We start from the raw sequence: 16,429 nt of genomic DNA on the forward strand, positions 1-16,429 counted from the left end.
TATGGCCGACCGAGACGCTCCTGCTACGCTACCGAACATAACACAGGAACAACTGTCCTCCCTGCTTAACGGCACCTGTGGTGACCCGTTTTCTTTGCTGGGAAGGCATAAATCAGGAAGGTCTGACGTCATCCGCGTGTTCATGCCGGACGCACGAGAGGTAAGACTGGTCCGCTGGACGCGCACAGGTGTCCAGCGTGAACAAGCCATGAAATGCGTTGCTCAGGCGGGGCTTTATGAAGCACGCATTCCTACTGGCGCACCTTATAAATTACGGATTGGGTGGGCTGACGGGTGGGAGGAGGGAGCAGACCCATATTCATTTCCTCCTTTGTTAAGCCATCATGATTTGCATCTCTTTGCGGAAGGGAAACACCGTGAATTGGCTCACATGATGGGCGCACAAACCATGACCATTGACGGCGTGGCCGGTGTTCGATTTGCTGTGTGGGCTCCCAATGCGAAAAGTGTGTCGGTTGTCGGAGACTTCAATCTCTGGAATGCCCGCCGGCACCCTATGAGGCTGCGGCATGACGGTGGCATTTGGGAATTATTTATTCCCAACGTGATGTCCGGTTCGCGTTACAAATACGATATAACTGGCCCTGATGGCGCACGTCTGCCATTGCATGCAGACCCTTTTGCATTGGCATCCGAAATTCCACCAGCCACCGCATCTGTTGTTGCCTCTCCTTTAGATTTTGAATGGCATGATGAAGAATGGATGGCTCGCCGCTCTTCATTCCACGCAGAAAATGCTCCTCTCTCAATTTATGAATGCCATGTCGGCTCATGGCGACGCCCTGATAAAGATGGCACGCGTATTCTGACATGGGATGAACTTAAAGAAACTCTTATCCCCTACGTTGTTGACCTAGGATTTACGCATATTGAGCTTATGCCCATCATGGCTCATCCTTTTGATGGCTCATGGGGTTACCAACCATTGGGACTGTTCGCTCCCATGCCGCGACAAGGTAACCCGCAGCAGTTGGCCTCTTTCATAGACGCATGTCACCAGGCCGGTTTGGGGGTCATTCTGGACTGGGTTCCGGCGCATTTTCCCAATGACCTTCACGGCATGGCGCGTTTTGATGGCACATGCCTATTTGAACACCAGGACCCACGAGAGGGTCTGCATCCCGATTGGCATACCCTTATTTATAATGTGGGAAGAAACGAAGTCCGAGGTTTTCTTATTGCCAGTGCCTTGATGTGGCTTACTCAATATCATGTTGATGGGCTGCGTGTAGATGCCGTGGCATCCATGCTGTACCGGGACTACAGTCGCCCCCATAATGGCTGGCTGCCAAATTATTATGGCGGGCGGGAAAATCTTGAATCTGTGGAATTCCTGCGGGAACTGAACCACGCAGTCGCTGAATACGCGCCTACTGCGTTGATGATTGCGGAAGAATCAACCGCCTGGCCAGGTGTCACGCGCAGCGTAGACAGCGGTGGCCTTGGGTTTACTTACAAATGGAACATGGGGTGGATGCACGACACTTTGTCCTACATCAGCCGTGACCCTCTCTGGCGCCGCTATCACCATGACAACATTCTTTTCGGTTTGCACTACGCTTTTTCCGAAAAATTTGTCCTTCCCCTTTCTCACGATGAAGTTGTGCATGGGAAAGGATCTCTTCTTTCTCGCATGCCAGGAGAAGGCGGCACGCGCTACGCAGGATTACGCGCATATCTCGCTTTCATGTGGGGCCATCCTGGAAAAAAACTCCTATTCATGGGGGCTGAGCTTGCCCAATGGGAAGAGTGGGATCCTCACGGGGAACTTGCCTGGAACATGCTTGATACCCCGTGGGGGCGGGGAATGCATGCGCTGGTCAGAGACCTGAACCGGCTGCACCGCACGGAGCCTACTCTTCACCAACGCGATACTCATTCTGATGGATTTGCGTGGATCATTGGCAATGACACAGAAAACAGCGTGTTCGCGTGGCTTCGATATGGAGATGACGGAAAACCGGTTCTGGTTGTGTGTAACATGACCCCCGTACCGCGCATCGATTATCGGATAGGTGTTCCTCTTCCCGGCTGGTGGGCAGAAAGATTGAACACAGACGCAGACGATTATGGGGGAGGGGGGACGGGCAACGCTGGCGGGCGCAGCACGGAGCAGATTGTGTCCCACGGTTATGAGCAATCGTGTGTTTTGTATCTCCCCCCTTTGAGTGTCTTGTATCTACAACATGAAGGAGGAGCCGGATGACATCATGGAGTGATGCCCTTCTGCCTGGACGACCTTATCCCTTGGGTGCCACGTGGGATGGAAACGGCGTTAATTTTGCTGTGTTTTCCGGCCACGCCCAACGTATTGAACTATGCATATTTGATTCCTCCTCCCGCAAGGAATCTCACCGTTATAAATTACCAGAATACACAGATGAAATCTGGCATGGGTATCTTCCCGGTGCGCGTCCCGGCACCCTATATGGTTTCCGCGCTTTTGGTAATTACGAGCCAATGCAAGGGCACCGCTTCAACCCCCACAAGCTTCTCCTTGATCCTTACGCACGAGGAATGGCAGGTCGCCTGACATGGACTGATGCCCTGTTCGGTTATCGCATTAACGCCGCACGAGCAGATTTAACTCAGGACAGAAGAGACAGTGCTCCTTATATGCCACGCAGCGTTGTCTGCCATCACGCTTTTGACTGGGGAGACGACAAACGCCCTCATGTGCCATGGGAAGACACCGTCATTATGGAAGCACATCCGCGCGGCCTTTCCATGCTACGTTCGGATATCCCATTCTCTAAACGGGGAACATTTGCAGCCCTATGTGAAAACTGGTTTGTGTCCTACCTTAAAAATCTGGGTATCACGACACTGGAACTGATGCCAGTTCAGGCTTTTTTGACGGATCGATATCTGCAAGACAAGGGCCTAGTAAACTACTGGGGCTACAACACTCTATCTTTTTTTGTGCCTCATACAGGCTACATTACCTCAGGCTCTCCCTCAGATCTCTGCACGCTGGTCCGAATTTTACATGCTGCGGGCATCGAAGTCATAATGGATGTGGTGTACAATCACACTGCGGAAGGGAACGAACTCGGCCCAACACTCTGTTATCGCGGCCTGGACAACGCCAGTTATTATCGTCTGGCACCGGACAATCTACGCTGCTGTATCAATGATACAGGATGTGGAAACACGCTTAATCTTTCTCATCCCCGTGTTTTGCAAATGGTCATAGACTCACTGCGCTACTGGGCTGAGGTATTTCACATTGACGGTTTTCGCTTTGATTTATGCACCACATTAGGCCGTGAAGAGTATGGCTTTGATCCACGGAGTGGTTTTTTTGATATTTTAAGGCAAGACCCTCTTCTGTCTTCTCTTAAACTGATTGCAGAACCTTGGGATCCGGGACCGGGAGGATACCAGATTGGCAACCATCCACCGGGTTTTGTGGAATGGAACGACAGTTATAGAGACACAAGCCGACGCTTCTGGAGAGGGGACGAAGGACAAAGAGGCCTACTTGCCGCCCGCCTGACCGGATCAGGCGACATTTTTGAACGCAAAGGCAGGCGCCCATGGAGTTCTGTGAATTTTTTGACAGCGCATGATGGTTTCACCCTCATGGATGTTGTCAGTTTCAATGAACGCCATAATGAGGCAAATGAAGAAAACAATCAGGACGGACATGGTGAGAACTATAGCACCAACTGGGGAGAGGAAGGGAAAAGCGAAGACCCGGGCATCCTTCATGTTCGCGATACAGTGCGCCGCGCCATGTTTGCAACTCTGCTTTTGTCACAAGGCACTCCCATGCTCCTGGCGGGCGACGAGTTTGGACAAACCCAGAATGGCAATAATAATGCCTATTGCCAGGACAGTATTTTAAGCTGGCTGAACTGGTCCCTTCTGGACATACCGTCAGAACTGGAAATGGCTAAATTTGTCAAACGCCTCCTGATGGCCAGACAAAATCATTTTTCCATAAAATACGGACGATATCTGCACGGTCATACCGAAATTAGCCCCGGAATTACTGACATCGGCTGGTTTTCTGCAGACGGAACGCCAATGAGCGTGGAAGAATGGGAACGGCCGGAAGGGCGGACCCTTGCCTTAAGGCGAGCGGCGTCCAGGCAGGGTAAGAAAGATATTACCCTTCTTCTATTAAACGCCAATGCCGATCCCCAACTTTTCACTCTTCCTCAACCGTTTGGCGAATGGCGCTTTATTCTGGAAAGTGCGCATCCTGAGAAGGAGGAAACTTTGTTTTTTTCCTCTCTCTCAGAGCTTCAGGTGAGTGGTCGGAGCTTGGCCATGCTGGCCTATCGGCCTTCGTCCACCACGACAGAAGTGGGAGAGGTATCATGAGCCCCACTGTCAGCTTCTTGCCAAAATGGGGAGCCTGGTATCAGGCAGATGGAACAACACGTTTCCGCATATGGGCTCCTCACTATGAGCAGATTTCTGTGGTTTTGGAGGATGGTTCAGAAATGGCCATGTCCAAGAATGAGGAGGGTTGGCATGAAACCTGTTTTTCATGCCAGCCCGGCGTGCGCTATTCCTATAAACTGTCTCCCGACACGCTCATTCCAGACCCGGCCTCTCAGTTCCAGCCAGACGATGTGCACGGGAAGAGCGCAATTGTTGATCAGCACGCCTATCAATGGCGCACCCCTCAGTGGCTTGGACGCCCATGGGAAGAAACCGTTATCTATGAACTCCATGTGGGGACCTGTGGCGGGTATTCTGCTATCATCAAACAGCTAGATACGCTCTCTGACCTAGGGATAACCGCCATCGAACTGATGCCGCTCTCTGAGTTTCCAGGCAGCAGAAACTGGGGATATGATGGCGTTTTTCCGTATGCTCCGGAATCAAGTTACGGTTCACCAAATGATCTGAAAGCCCTGATTGATGCTGCGCATGAGCGGCATATCATGGTATTCTTGGATGTCGTGTATAATCATTTTGGACCTGAAGGGAATGTTCTTTCTCAATACATTCCCGAGTTTTTTTCTTCTGTTCGACAAACGGCGTGGGGGCAGGCCATAAATTTTACGCTTCCTGCCGTGCAGGATTTTTTCCTTGATAATGCACTATATTGGCTTAACATCTATCATATTGATGGATTGAGGTTGGATGCAGTGCATGCCATTGCTCCCCAATCATGGCTTCAGGATCTTGTTCACAAGATACGCGCAAGGTGTCATCCTGAAAGACATATCCATTTTATTCTGGAAAATGAAAATAATGATGCCTCTCTTCTGCGAGCAGGGTACTCTGCCCAATGGAATGATGACGCGCATAACGCCTTGCATGTCCTGTTAACCGGAGAAACAGAGGGTTATTACGGAAACTTCGCCCAAAACCCAACTCAGGACCTTGTGCTCGCCCTACAGGAAGGTTTTGTTTATCAAGGACAGATCTCACCCGATACGCAAAAGCCCCGCGGACAGCCCTCGGCCGATTTATCACCAACCTCGTTCATTTTCTTTCTTCAAAATCATGATCAGATTGGCAACCGTGCGGTAGGTGATCGGTTATCGACACAGATAGAAAGTGCAGTTTTGAGTGTTGCTCATGCTTTGCTGTTGTTATCTCCTCACATTCCTATGCTTTTCATGGGAGAAGAATGGGGGGCGAAAACACCCTTTCTTTATTTTGTAAGTCATAGTGACGATTTGAACAGGCTTGTTCGCGAAGGGCGGCAAAAAGAAATGGCTGCGTTTTCTGCTTTTAATAGTCAGGAAAAAGCCCATCTTATTCCTGACCCTGCCTCTCCTGAGACATTCAGGCGTTCCTGCCTGGATTGGGCCGAGCGTAACCAGCCCGAGTATGCAGAAATCTATGAAACGGTAAAAAAGCTGATTGCTGTTCGGCAGGAACATATCGTCCCGCGCTTACGCAATGCACGTGCCGCTTCCAGCCATATATGGGCTCCTGGGGCCTTTGCCGTCAGTTGGCGCATGGGTGATGACAGACTTCTGGAGCTTTTTGTCAATTTTTCTGACACCGACATTACGATGCTTACAGGCTATGCGGGGGTTGTCCTCTACCGCTCGGACCATCAGGACCGTAAAATCAATCATACATTAAAATCTCATAGTTTTATAGCAACCTTGCGAGAAGGTTCTGAACGATGACCAAGCGCGATCTGCATCAAGCTGCCAAGCAGGCGGGGCTTGCCATCTCATGGCAGGATGCGTTCGGCAAAACACATCGCACGGACCCGGATGTGCTTCAGGCACTTCTCCATACCTTGCAGACACGCTCTTCTGGAGAGGAAAAAAATTACCCGTCCTTACTGACTGTTAAAGTGGGCGAAACGACAAATTTGCCATTTCGGAAAGGAGGACCACAGTCCTTCTTATTAAAACACGAAGATGGTACGCAAACTGAAGGAAAGATTTCGCCAACTCAAAACGATATCTTTCAATTACCCCGTTGTTACAAACCCGGCTACCATACATTGGAACTTGGTGGGACAGAAATTACGCTCGCTGTTGCACCAGAAACCTGCGCTTCTCTAAAATTTCGTAATGAACAGTCACGCGGTTGGGGGCTAACTGTACAAATCCCCGCACTTCGGCAAAGTAATGATACCGGCATCGGGCATTTGGGCAGTGTGGCAAAGCTTGCCAAAATAGCAGGCCTCCAGGGAGCAGACGCTCTTATGATGAGCCCTTTACATGCACTTTGCCCAATACATCCCGAACGATGCAGCCCGTATTCTCCCTCCAGCAGAAGATTTTTGAATCCGCTTCTTGCTGATTTACGGACGTGTTTTTCCAAGCAGCTTATCCATACAGTTTACCGGCAACATCCGGACTGGGCGGCCCAGATTACAGAAAGAACGGCAGAAAAGCTGATTAACTGGAAGGCTGCCGGTACATTGAGGCTTCAGGTTCTTCGTGTACTGTATGAAAAACATATTAGGCCGTGTCCTCCACAAGACATGCTGTCCTTCATTCAGGAGGGAGGAAGCGCGTTAAAAAACCATGCTGTCTTTGAAGCGCTACAGGCTTTTCTGAAAACGCGGGGGCCGCGGGGAGACAACTGGAGATTATGGGAAGCTCCCTTCAAAAAACCCGATACGCCAGAAGTTGCCCGCTTTGCCCATACTCACCAGGAAGAAGTAGGGTTTTGGCTTTTTTTGCAATGGCTTGCAGTAAAAAGCCTGAAATATGCCGCCAGGACAGCGCGAGAGGCGGGAATGCCCATCGGGTTGATTGCGGATATTGCCGTTGGGCTCGCCCCATCCGGGGCGGAATGCTGGTCACAACAGGATAATTTTCTTATTGGAGCCTCGATTGGCGCCCCCCCGGATCAACTGGCACCGGCGGGGCAGAACTGGGGATTGACCACCTTTTCTCCACAGGCATTACAGCAAAATGGATATGAAGCCTTTATTGCCATGCTCCGTGCAGGTTTTGCTGCAGGCGGCGGGATCAGATTTGATCACGTTATGGGCCTCGAACGGATATGGCTGATACCGGATGGAGGAAATTCCAATGAGGGAACATATCTCACCATGCCTCAGGCAGACCTGAAAAATCTTCTGGCGCTTGAATCTGTAAGAGCAGGAGGCATGGTAATAGGAGAAGACCTAGGAACTGTTCCCAAAGGCTTCCGAAGCCGTATGGCAGAAAAAAAATATGGGGCATGAATGTGATGTGGTTTATGAAAACCCCGTCAAACCAGTTTATGGCACCTGCGGCGTGGCCTACAACGGGTGTTGCCATGACAACAACACATGATCTGCCTACAGTAGCCGGATGGTGGTTGGAAATGGATAACCCTGCCCAACACGCCAGAAATAAAGAACAAGCGCCAACAGCAGCACGGCAGAATGAGCGCAACACGTTATGGTCTATGTTGACCGCCGCCACGTCAAAGGAAGACCCTCTCCCTATGCCGCCCGTCAGTCCTGCGGGCGCTACAACAGTTGTTGACACATCAATTCAGGCCGTAGCCAGCACACCTTGCCCCCTTGTTCTTGTACCCATGGAAGATTTTCTGGGTATGACAGAACAACCAAATGTGCCCGGCGATCAGAAAGAACATCCAAACTGGCGCAACAGATATCCAATCATGGTAAAAGAAATTGTCCAAAACAAAGATATTGCGCGTCGTATCGCCATTATAGAAAAAGCAAGAAACGTAAAATGAGCAATTTACGTGCGACATTAAGGCTACAAATCCACAACGAATTCACACTTTATGACGCATGTGAGCACATTGACTACTATCACTCTCTTGGAATCAGTCACCTTTACCTTTCTCCTCTTTTTGAATCTCGGCACGGCTCCAATCACGGTTATGACACCATTGACTACAATCGCATCAGTCAGGAAAGGGGAGGGGAGCCTGGGCTTCTAGCGCTCAGCCACGCTGCCCATACACGCAATATGGGGCTGATACTGGACATTGTTCCAAATCATATGGCTGTTGGATCTGAGAACAAATGGTGGCAAGATGTTCTGACGTGGGGACGATCTTCCGATTACGCTTCTTTTTTCGATATTGACTGGGACGCAACTCAGCATCGGCCTGAAAATACTATCCTTCTTCCTTTTCTAGATCGCCCCTATGGGTTGGCATTAAATGATGGGCTTCTCACGTTATTTTATAATGAAGAGAAAGAATATTTTTATATTCAGCACCATGAACATTGCTTCCCGATCTGCCCGGATCATCTTCCGTTACCCAGTAAAAATGACGTAGGAGCAGAAAAATGGTATAATTCTATTCAATCCACTCTCGATGTTTACAACGACAATGCGACAGATCTCCATAACCTTCTCGAAAAACAGAATTATAGGCTGGCATGGTGGCGTGTTGCTGACGAAACCATAAACTGGCGACGTTTTTTTAACATTACTGAGCTAGTTGCCCTGAATATTCAGAATGATTTCGTGTTTGATACCGTTCATTCCTATGCTCTTACCCTTTATGAGCAAGGCGTTATTGATGGTTTCCGTGTTGATCATATCGATGGCTTGGCGCAACCCGGCTATTACTGTCAGCGCCTCAGAGAAGAAATGGCTAAACGGAAAGCAGTTCGTCCGTCCTCATCTCCTGAAGCCCCTATCCTTTACGTAGAAAAAATTCTGGAGCCAGAAGAAAAACTACCGCCCACTTGGCAGGTAACCGGCACGACAGGATATGATTTTCTAGAGGAAATCAGCCTTTTACTGCATGACAATTCGGGAGAAAAAGCGCTCGAGAGTTTGTGGAAAGAGGTCGCGCCAAGCTGGTCTGATTATGCAACAGAAAGCCAGAATGCCCGCATTGAAGTCGCAGAGAGCTTGCTTTGTGGCGCGACCGATAACCTCATTGATCATCTTTATCGTCTTACGCGGCAGGATATTACTCTTCGCGATTTTACCAAGCGGGAAGTCCGCCTTATTGTCATCAAGCTTCTCTCGCTTATACGCATATATCGAACATATAATGCTGATGAATTTGGCAAAAACAGGTCTTTATCGGCACATTCTGGCAATCAGAACATATTTCTTGAGCAGGCGCATAAAGAACTCAAAACAAAAATTCCTTCCCGCCTTTCTCCCTTGTTGAATTGGTTAAATGAAAAACTGGCAGGAAAGGGTGATGACTGGAAGAGAGTGCAAGCTTTCGAACATCTAAGTGCGCCACTTGCAGCCAAAGCCATTGAAGACACTGTGTTCTATCGTTACGGACGCTTGCTTTCACGCAACGATGTGGGAACGGACCCGGCCCAATTTTCCATATCCAGCACCCAATTCCATCAGGCAATGCAGTCTCGGAAAACGAATAGTCCTCAGAGCATGCTCACCACGGCCACTCATGACCATAAGCGGGGAGAGGACGCCAGGGCCCGACTGGCTGTGTTATCGTCTCTTTCCTCTGAATGGAGAGAAGCCGTATCCAGATGGTCAACACTGAATAAAGTCCACAGAGGGAAAAATGGGCCAGACAGCAGAGACGAACTGATTTTATATCAAACGCTTTTGGGCACTTGGCCCTTGGAGCAGACTATCCCAGACGCATCTTTTAAGAAGCGCATTCTCGGATGGCAGATAAAAGCAATACGTGAAGCCAAACGGCATGGAAGCTGGACAGACCCGGATAAAGATTACGAAGCAGATTGTACGGCATTTATAGAAAAAATTCTTACGCACGAGCCTTTTCTTGCTGATTTTACCCTATTTTTTCAGAAAATAGCGCCTGCCGGTGCCTTGAATAGTCTAGCCCAGACTGTGCTACGTTTTACTGTGCCTGGGGTGGCAGATACATACCAAGGCACAGAATGGTGGGACTTTAGCTTGGTAGATCCAGACAACCGTCAGGCGGTTGATTATAAATCCCGAAAAAAAGCTCTCCTTCGCCATGAAAGCTTCTCTCAGACGGCACAGCATTGGAAAGATGGAATTATCAAACAGATATTAATACAAAAAATACTCAAATTTCGTCAGAATTTTCCAGAACTTTTTTCAGAAGGAGATTATATTCCCATCACTTTAAAACCCATTTTTAAAAATTCTCTTTTTTGCTTTTCTCGTCAGGAAGGCAACAATAAAACTCTCGTTCTTGTTCCAAAGCATGGTTTTTTATTGAAACCGGAATCTATAGACCTGAGCACTTTGGATTATGTGAAAACGAATGATGAAATTATTGAAAATACAGAGCATGAATGGAAATCTATATTATGGAACAATGTGAAAATAACCAAAGATGGTACACTCGCCATTCCTGATTCATGCCGTTATTTCCCCATCGACATCCTAATACCAAGCGCTCAAATATCTTGATTATCACATCATCAAAGGAAAGACATTCATACTTGTATTGGCCCTGCCAGAATATGATAAAGTGGTTTTTTCTACATTTTTCTCGTCGTCCGTTGTCTTTGTTTTTTATTTTCTGGATTAGATGTTTCTCAATAATTAAGAATAAGCAACCTATCTAAATAAGGGAAAATCAGTCCATCTGGCACGTTGGAGTGAAGAAGCTTCGCCACTCTTGGAAAGAGCGGATTAAACATCCCATTTTTATCAGTGCGGGCTCTCTCACTTTTATCAACAACATGAGGTTCTGCCATGACCGATAAAAAGAACAAAAACGGCAAAAAACAAGCTCAGGATGAGAAGCTGGACGAAACTTTGGATGACAGTTTCCCAGCCAGTGATCCACCGTCTCACAGTGGTGTAACAGGCGATAGGGGACCACCGGAGAAATCTCCCAAACCCGTCAAATCTACAAAAAAATGAGACCCTGTAAAGTCATTCACTTCCAGAATAACGCTCTCCTGAAGGTTTACTTCTGAGAGCGTTATTTTTTACGGTAAAAGCGGCGAGCTCAAGGCTCGAAGTCTGCTTCTCTTCTGGCTGTGTGCAGTATCCACTAACAGCCCGTCTCAAAAGGAGGCTTGACCATGGCCCAAATTCTCACAGCGCTTACGAAGAACTCTTGTCTGACGAGAAACACCATTTTTGGCGAAAGGAAACATATTCCATAAAATCATGATTACAGAGTTTTTTCTCCTCTTGCGTTTATATCCGCAACGGCATATGAGGAAGCGCCAATGGTCAGGTGACCTGAGGCAATAGTTTGCTATCGGGTGACCCAGTCGCACTCTACTGAAGGGCCCCGTTGTATGACTTCCTCCCCTTACAGCCGTGTTAGCGAAGCCTTGGCGTTTGACGACGTTCTGGTTGTTCCCGCTGCATCTGAAGTCGTTCCGAGTCAAACCTCTGTTCGTACCCGTCTGACACGTTCCATTGAACTCAATATTCCGCTTGTTTCCGCCGCTATGGACACCGTAACGGAAGATCAAATGGCTATTGCCATGGCACAGCAAGGTGGTTTGGGGGTCATTCATAAAAATCTGTCCCCCGAGGAACAGGCTGAACACGTACGCCGCGTGAAGCGCTTTGAGTCTGGCATGGTTGTAAATCCCGTTACAGTGGGACCAGACCAGACGTTAGCTGAGGTGCGTGAAATCATGCACCGGAATGGCATCAGCGGCCTTCCTGTTGTAGAGCCGGATACGCAGAAACTGGTCGGAATCCTCACCAATCGCGATGTGCGCTTTGCCATAGATCCGACTCAACGCGTCTCTGAACTTATGACCCATGAGGGCTTGGTCACTGTTCGCGATGGGGCAGATGCCGACACGGCCCGGCAGCTTTTACACAAGCACCGGATTGAAAAACTGCTTGTTGTAGATGACGCGGATCGCTGCGTTGGCATTATTACCGTCAAGGACATGGACAAAGCCGTTGCCTACCCCCTCGCCATTAAGGATAGCATGGGACGGTTGCGCTGTGCCGCAGCAACTGGGGTAGGAGAAGACGGGTTCAGCCGCGCCAAGCTGCTTGTTGAAGCAGGCGTTGACGTTCTGGTGGTTGATACTGCGCACGGCCATTCCTCTGGCGTGCTGCGCGCAGTAGAGCGTCTTAAAGCGCTTGATAACCAGATTCAGATTGTTGCTGGCAACGTAGCGACCCCGGAAGCAGCCGAAGCTCTGATCGAATCTGGAGCTGATTGTGTGAAAATCGGGATCGGCCCAGGCTCAATTTGTACGACGCGCATTGTTGCCGGTGTTGGTGTGCCTCAGTTTTCCGCCGTTCTGGAAACGGCACAGGCGTGCCACGCCAAGAATACGCCAGCGATTGCTGATGGCGGTATTCGCACTTCAGGAGATATCGTCAAAGCCGTGGGGGCCGGGGCCGACGTGGTTATGGTCGGTTCTCTGCTTGCTGGGACCGAGGAAGCTCCGGGAGAGGTCTTTTTATATCAAGGCCGTTCCTACAAATCTTATCGGGGCATGGGCAGCCTTGGCGCTATGGCCCGAGGATCTGCGGACCGCTACTTCCAGCAGGAAGTGAAAGATTCCTTGAAATTGGTTCCAGAAGGAATTGAAGGGCGTGTTCCTTACAAGGGCACCATGTCTGCCGTTATTCATCAGCTTGTCGGTGGTCTCAAGGCCGGTATGGGCTACACAGGCTCCCGTGAAATCAAAGAGCTTCAGGAACGTGCCCGTTTCCGTCGCATTACAGGCGCGGGTCTCCGTGAAAGCCACGTTCATGATGTTTCCATCACACGTGAAGCGCCGAATTATCGCCGGGATTAAGACACGATCATGACGCCCTCCGCCCGACTTGCTGCCTCCATTGACCTTCTTACTGCTATGGAGGCAGCCCCCCGTAAGCCGGCCGATGCCGTTGCCAACAGCTTCTTCAGGGAGCGGCGTTACATTGGCGGCGGAGATCGTCGGGCTGTTTCCGGACTAGTTTGGGATGTCATGCGCGAGTGGCGCAGGCTAAGCTGGCATCTGGAGCAAAGTGGCGCAGAAACACCAACTCCCAGAACTTTGGCGGCGGCATGCCTTGCGTTTAAAGGGACGCCCATTAGGGACGTCGCCTCCCTTTTTTCTGATGGACGCTTTGCCGCTGGAGCGCTGACGTTCAAAGAGAAAAATGTTCTCTCAGCGCTGGCGGAAAAATCTTTGGACGATGCGCGCATGCCGCGCGCCGTTAAGCTGGAACTACCCGATTGGTTGCTCCCTAAATTAGAAGAGACATTCGGAGACACGCTGGAAGAAGAACTCGCAGCTCTTTCTGAGCCCGCCACCCTTGATCTACGGGTGAATATTCTTCGTAACTCACGACAGGAAGCTCAGAAGGCTCTGGCCCGCGAAGGCCTGCATGCGACTTTAACCCCACTTTCTCCATGGGGTTTACGTCTGAATGGAAGGCAACCTGTCACCTCCACCACACTTTTTAAGGATGGTCGAGTAGAAATCCAGGATGAGGGGAGTCAACTGGTCGCTGCCATTCTGGGCGCGGCACCTCAGATGCGCATTCTGGATTATTGTGCCGGGGCAGGGGGCAAGACCCTCGCATTAGCCATGATGATGGAAAACAAGGGGCATATTGCCGCATGTGACGTTGCCGAAAAACGCCTTGATGGTGCTGTGCGGCGTTTGCGGCGTGCGGGTGTGCACAATGTAGAACAGCATCTTCTTCAAGCTGGTGATAAATGGGCCAAGCGCCGTTCAGCTTCCTTCGACAGAGTGTTGGTCGATGCACCATGCAGTGGGACGGGCACGTGGCGCCGCAATCCTGATGCCCGTCTGCGTATGACTGAACAGGATTTGGAAGAGCTACTGACCAAGCAGGCAGAAATTCTGGACAAAGCCTCAACTCTTGTAAAACCCGGCGGCAGGTTGGTATACGCGACATGTTCTGTTCTACGCGCAGAGAATGCAGATCAAGTTGAGGCGTTTCTTCGTCGCAAACCGGATTTCAAACTTGTTGCCTCAGATAGCTCCGCCCTACCCGAAAAGCTGAAAGAAACGAGCATGTTTTCGCTATCGCCCCGGCAAAATGGGACGGATGGTTTTTTTGCTGCGGTTTTGACGCGAGCAGAAGAAAAAAACTGCTTCTGATGAGATAGACTTGCCTTTGTCTGCGGAATAAGGCTTCAAGATTCCTCCTCTTAGTTCGAGAGGTCTAGGCGAGCATACTGACGCTCTCAAGAAGCATATGTCTTCAGGCACTTCCCACACTGCCATCAGTCGTCAGAAGCATGAATATGAATGGCTGTAGCTCCCGAAGCTAACACTGCCTGCAAATCCTCTTCTGTCAGGGCAACGCATCCTTCGGTGGGAGCTTTATTCTCCCGCTGAAGATGCATAAATATAGCAGATCCTCGCCCGGGCTGAATTTTTTCGTCATTATAGCCAATAACAACAATCAGATCATAGACATTGTCTTCTCGCCAAAGAGCCTCATGCCGTGCAGAATGAGGAAGCGATATTTTTTGATTGTAAGCGGAATGGGTAGGATCATCACACCATCCATCCTGAATGGTCAGGGCCTCTACAGGCAATACGGTATCGGGTTTTTGAATGCGGTCTGCTCGATAAAAAACCTGCCTGAGGGAGAATATCCCTATTGGCGTTGCGTGATCACCTTCCTGCTTATCCTGTGTAACGCCGTTTTTCCCGATTATCGCCCTCATGACTTTGTGTTCGCAATGCAGTTGTGCATCACTACGACTGCATGAGCGTGGTTTAATGTGTATCATCATCGCAATAAGAGTCCTGGCTGTAGATTTTTCTATGATGTCAGTGAGATCATGCTTATGGCTATTGGTTTGAGCCCAAAATCGTGACAAACTTGTCAGAGTGGATGGTTTAGGCAGCCATTAGTTACAGGCTGACACAAGGAGAAGAAAACCCCATGACGGGTGCACGTCCAATATTGGTTGTTGATGATGACCGGATACTGCGTCAGACGCTGGTAGAGCAACTGCAACTTGAAGGTGAGTTCACTGTACAGGAAGCAGCGTCGCTCGCTGAAGCCCGCGAGAAACTCAAGGCTCCTGACGCCAGATGTGACGCTATTCTGCTTGATGTCACGCTACCTGACGGAGATGGGCGTGATTTTTGTGCCGAGCTGAGAAAAGAAGGGCTTCGTATGCCCATTATTATGCTCACTGGCTCAGACGATGAAGCGGATATTGTTCGCGGTCTGGATGCAGGGGCAAATGATTATGTTGCCAAACCATTTAGAATTGCTGAATTGCTTGCGCGTTTGCGTGCGCAGCTTAGGCTTTTCGAAAACAGTGAAGATGCCGTCTTTACCATCGGTCCTTACACGTTCCGTCCCTCAGGAAAACTCTTACAGGATCCCCAGAAAAATCGCCGTATCCGCCTGACGGAAAAAGAAACGGCTATTCTTAAATTCCTCTACAGGGCAGGGACCCGGCCTGTTCCGCGCCAAGTTCTCTTGAACGAAGTGTGGGGCTATAACGCAGCGGTGACAACCCATACTTTGGAAACTCATATCTATCGACTGCGGCAGAAAATTGAGCCAGACCCAGCAAATGCCTCCCTTCTTATTACAGAAGGTGGTGGCTACCGTCTGAACCCAGAAACTGTTGCTGTTACATCAGAATAATTTTTTAATTACCTACATCGAATAAAGGATTTTTGTGAAAATACAAACATTCTTTATTCGATGCTTCACGAAATATAATATTTATATAGAACTATAACTTTCAGCACAAACAAAGCTATTTTATATTCATTATCAGAGAAATGTAATTCTAAATTTAAGAAAATTTCTTATTTTACTATCACCGAATAACTTTCATTGAAAACTATTTTAAAATAAAACAAATACATAAGAAAATATTCCATTTTTATATGATAGCAATTACGTCTCATCATCCTCTCAAATCAACATAATAGAGAAGGAGAATAACTACTTGCTACCGCCATAACGCGAACAAGAAACGCTTACTTATTTATATGCCGTGATTTGGAAGGCAATACCGGAAACCACGTAAAACCCGCAGAAAACTAGGGAAATCGTGGTGGGTGCGACAGGGATTGAACCTGTGACCCCCGCCGTGTGAAGGCGATGCTCTACCGCTGAGCTACGCACCCGGTTTG

At 49.1% G+C, this 16,429-nt stretch carries 9 protein-coding genes, 1 tRNA gene and 1 pseudogene; 9 read left to right on the plus strand and 2 right to left on the minus strand.

The window, feature by feature from the left end; translation table 11 throughout:
* The first annotated feature begins 1 nt into the window (after position 1).
* The 8 genes and pseudogenes from glgB to ASN_RS16710 all read left to right on the plus strand — a co-directional run bounded on the left by glgB (position 2) and on the right by ASN_RS16710 (position 14,416).
* Positions 2 to 2,227, plus strand: coding sequence for a 1,4-alpha-glucan branching protein GlgB (gene glgB / locus ASN_RS16675; protein ID WP_099048325.1), 2,226 nt, complete (start codon positions 2 to 4; stop codon positions 2,225 to 2,227).
* Positions 2,224 to 4,353: a glycogen debranching protein GlgX gene (gene glgX, locus ASN_RS16680; RefSeq protein WP_058988883.1), complete on the plus strand. Its 2,130-nt coding sequence runs from the start codon at positions 2,224 to 2,226 to the stop codon at positions 4,351 to 4,353. The genes glgB and glgX overlap by 4 nt, the downstream gene beginning before the upstream one ends.
* A complete protein-coding gene (treZ, locus tag ASN_RS16685; RefSeq protein WP_058988884.1) occupies positions 4,350 to 6,128 on the plus strand; it encodes a malto-oligosyltrehalose trehalohydrolase in 1,779 nt (592 codons plus the stop codon). Before glgX ends, treZ begins: the two co-directional genes overlap by 4 nt.
* Positions 6,125 to 8,154, plus strand: a pseudogene (gene malQ, locus ASN_RS16690) (4-alpha-glucanotransferase). The gene treZ and the pseudogene malQ overlap by 4 nt, the downstream one beginning before the upstream one ends.
* Entirely contained in the window at positions 8,151 to 10,775 is a 2,625-nt protein-coding gene (treY, locus tag ASN_RS16700) for a malto-oligosyltrehalose synthase (RefSeq protein WP_058988887.1), read from the plus strand. Before malQ ends, treY begins: the two are co-directional and overlap by 4 nt.
* Positions 10,776 to 11,063: 288 nt before the next feature.
* Positions 11,064 to 11,234, plus strand: coding sequence for a hypothetical protein (locus ASN_RS20020; RefSeq protein ID WP_167541324.1), 171 nt, complete (start codon positions 11,064 to 11,066; stop codon positions 11,232 to 11,234).
* 386 nt (positions 11,235 to 11,620) lie between these two features.
* Entirely contained in the window at positions 11,621 to 13,099 is a 1,479-nt protein-coding gene (gene guaB, locus ASN_RS16705) for an IMP dehydrogenase (protein ID WP_006558617.1), read from the plus strand.
* 9 nt (positions 13,100 to 13,108) lie between these two features.
* Positions 13,109 to 14,416, plus strand: coding sequence for an RsmB/NOP family class I SAM-dependent RNA methyltransferase (locus ASN_RS16710; protein WP_058988888.1), 1,308 nt, complete (start codon positions 13,109 to 13,111; stop codon positions 14,414 to 14,416).
* A gap of 125 nt (positions 14,417 to 14,541) precedes the next feature.
* On the opposite strand, the gene ASN_RS16715 is transcribed toward ASN_RS16710, so the two are convergent.
* On the minus strand, positions 14,542 to 15,060 hold the full coding sequence (locus ASN_RS16715; RefSeq protein WP_082666750.1) for a L,D-transpeptidase family protein: 519 nt from the start codon (positions 15,058 to 15,060) through the stop codon (positions 14,542 to 14,544).
* A gap of 152 nt (positions 15,061 to 15,212) precedes the next feature.
* Between ASN_RS16715 and ASN_RS16720 the strand changes: the two genes are divergently transcribed.
* The gene (locus tag ASN_RS16720) at positions 15,213 to 15,932 is read left to right on the plus strand and encodes a response regulator transcription factor (protein ID WP_039904348.1); all 720 of its coding nucleotides are present in this window, start codon (positions 15,213 to 15,215) and stop codon (positions 15,930 to 15,932) included.
* Between the two features lie 416 nt (positions 15,933 to 16,348).
* Here ASN_RS16720 and ASN_RS16725 read toward each other — a convergent pair.
* A tRNA-Val gene (locus tag ASN_RS16725) sits at positions 16,349 to 16,423 on the minus strand.
* Positions 16,424 to 16,429: the final 6 nt, after the last annotated feature.

Origin of the sequence: Acetobacter senegalensis, from assembly GCF_001499615.1 — a bacterium.
Taxonomy (GTDB): domain Bacteria; phylum Pseudomonadota; class Alphaproteobacteria; order Acetobacterales; family Acetobacteraceae; genus Acetobacter; species Acetobacter senegalensis.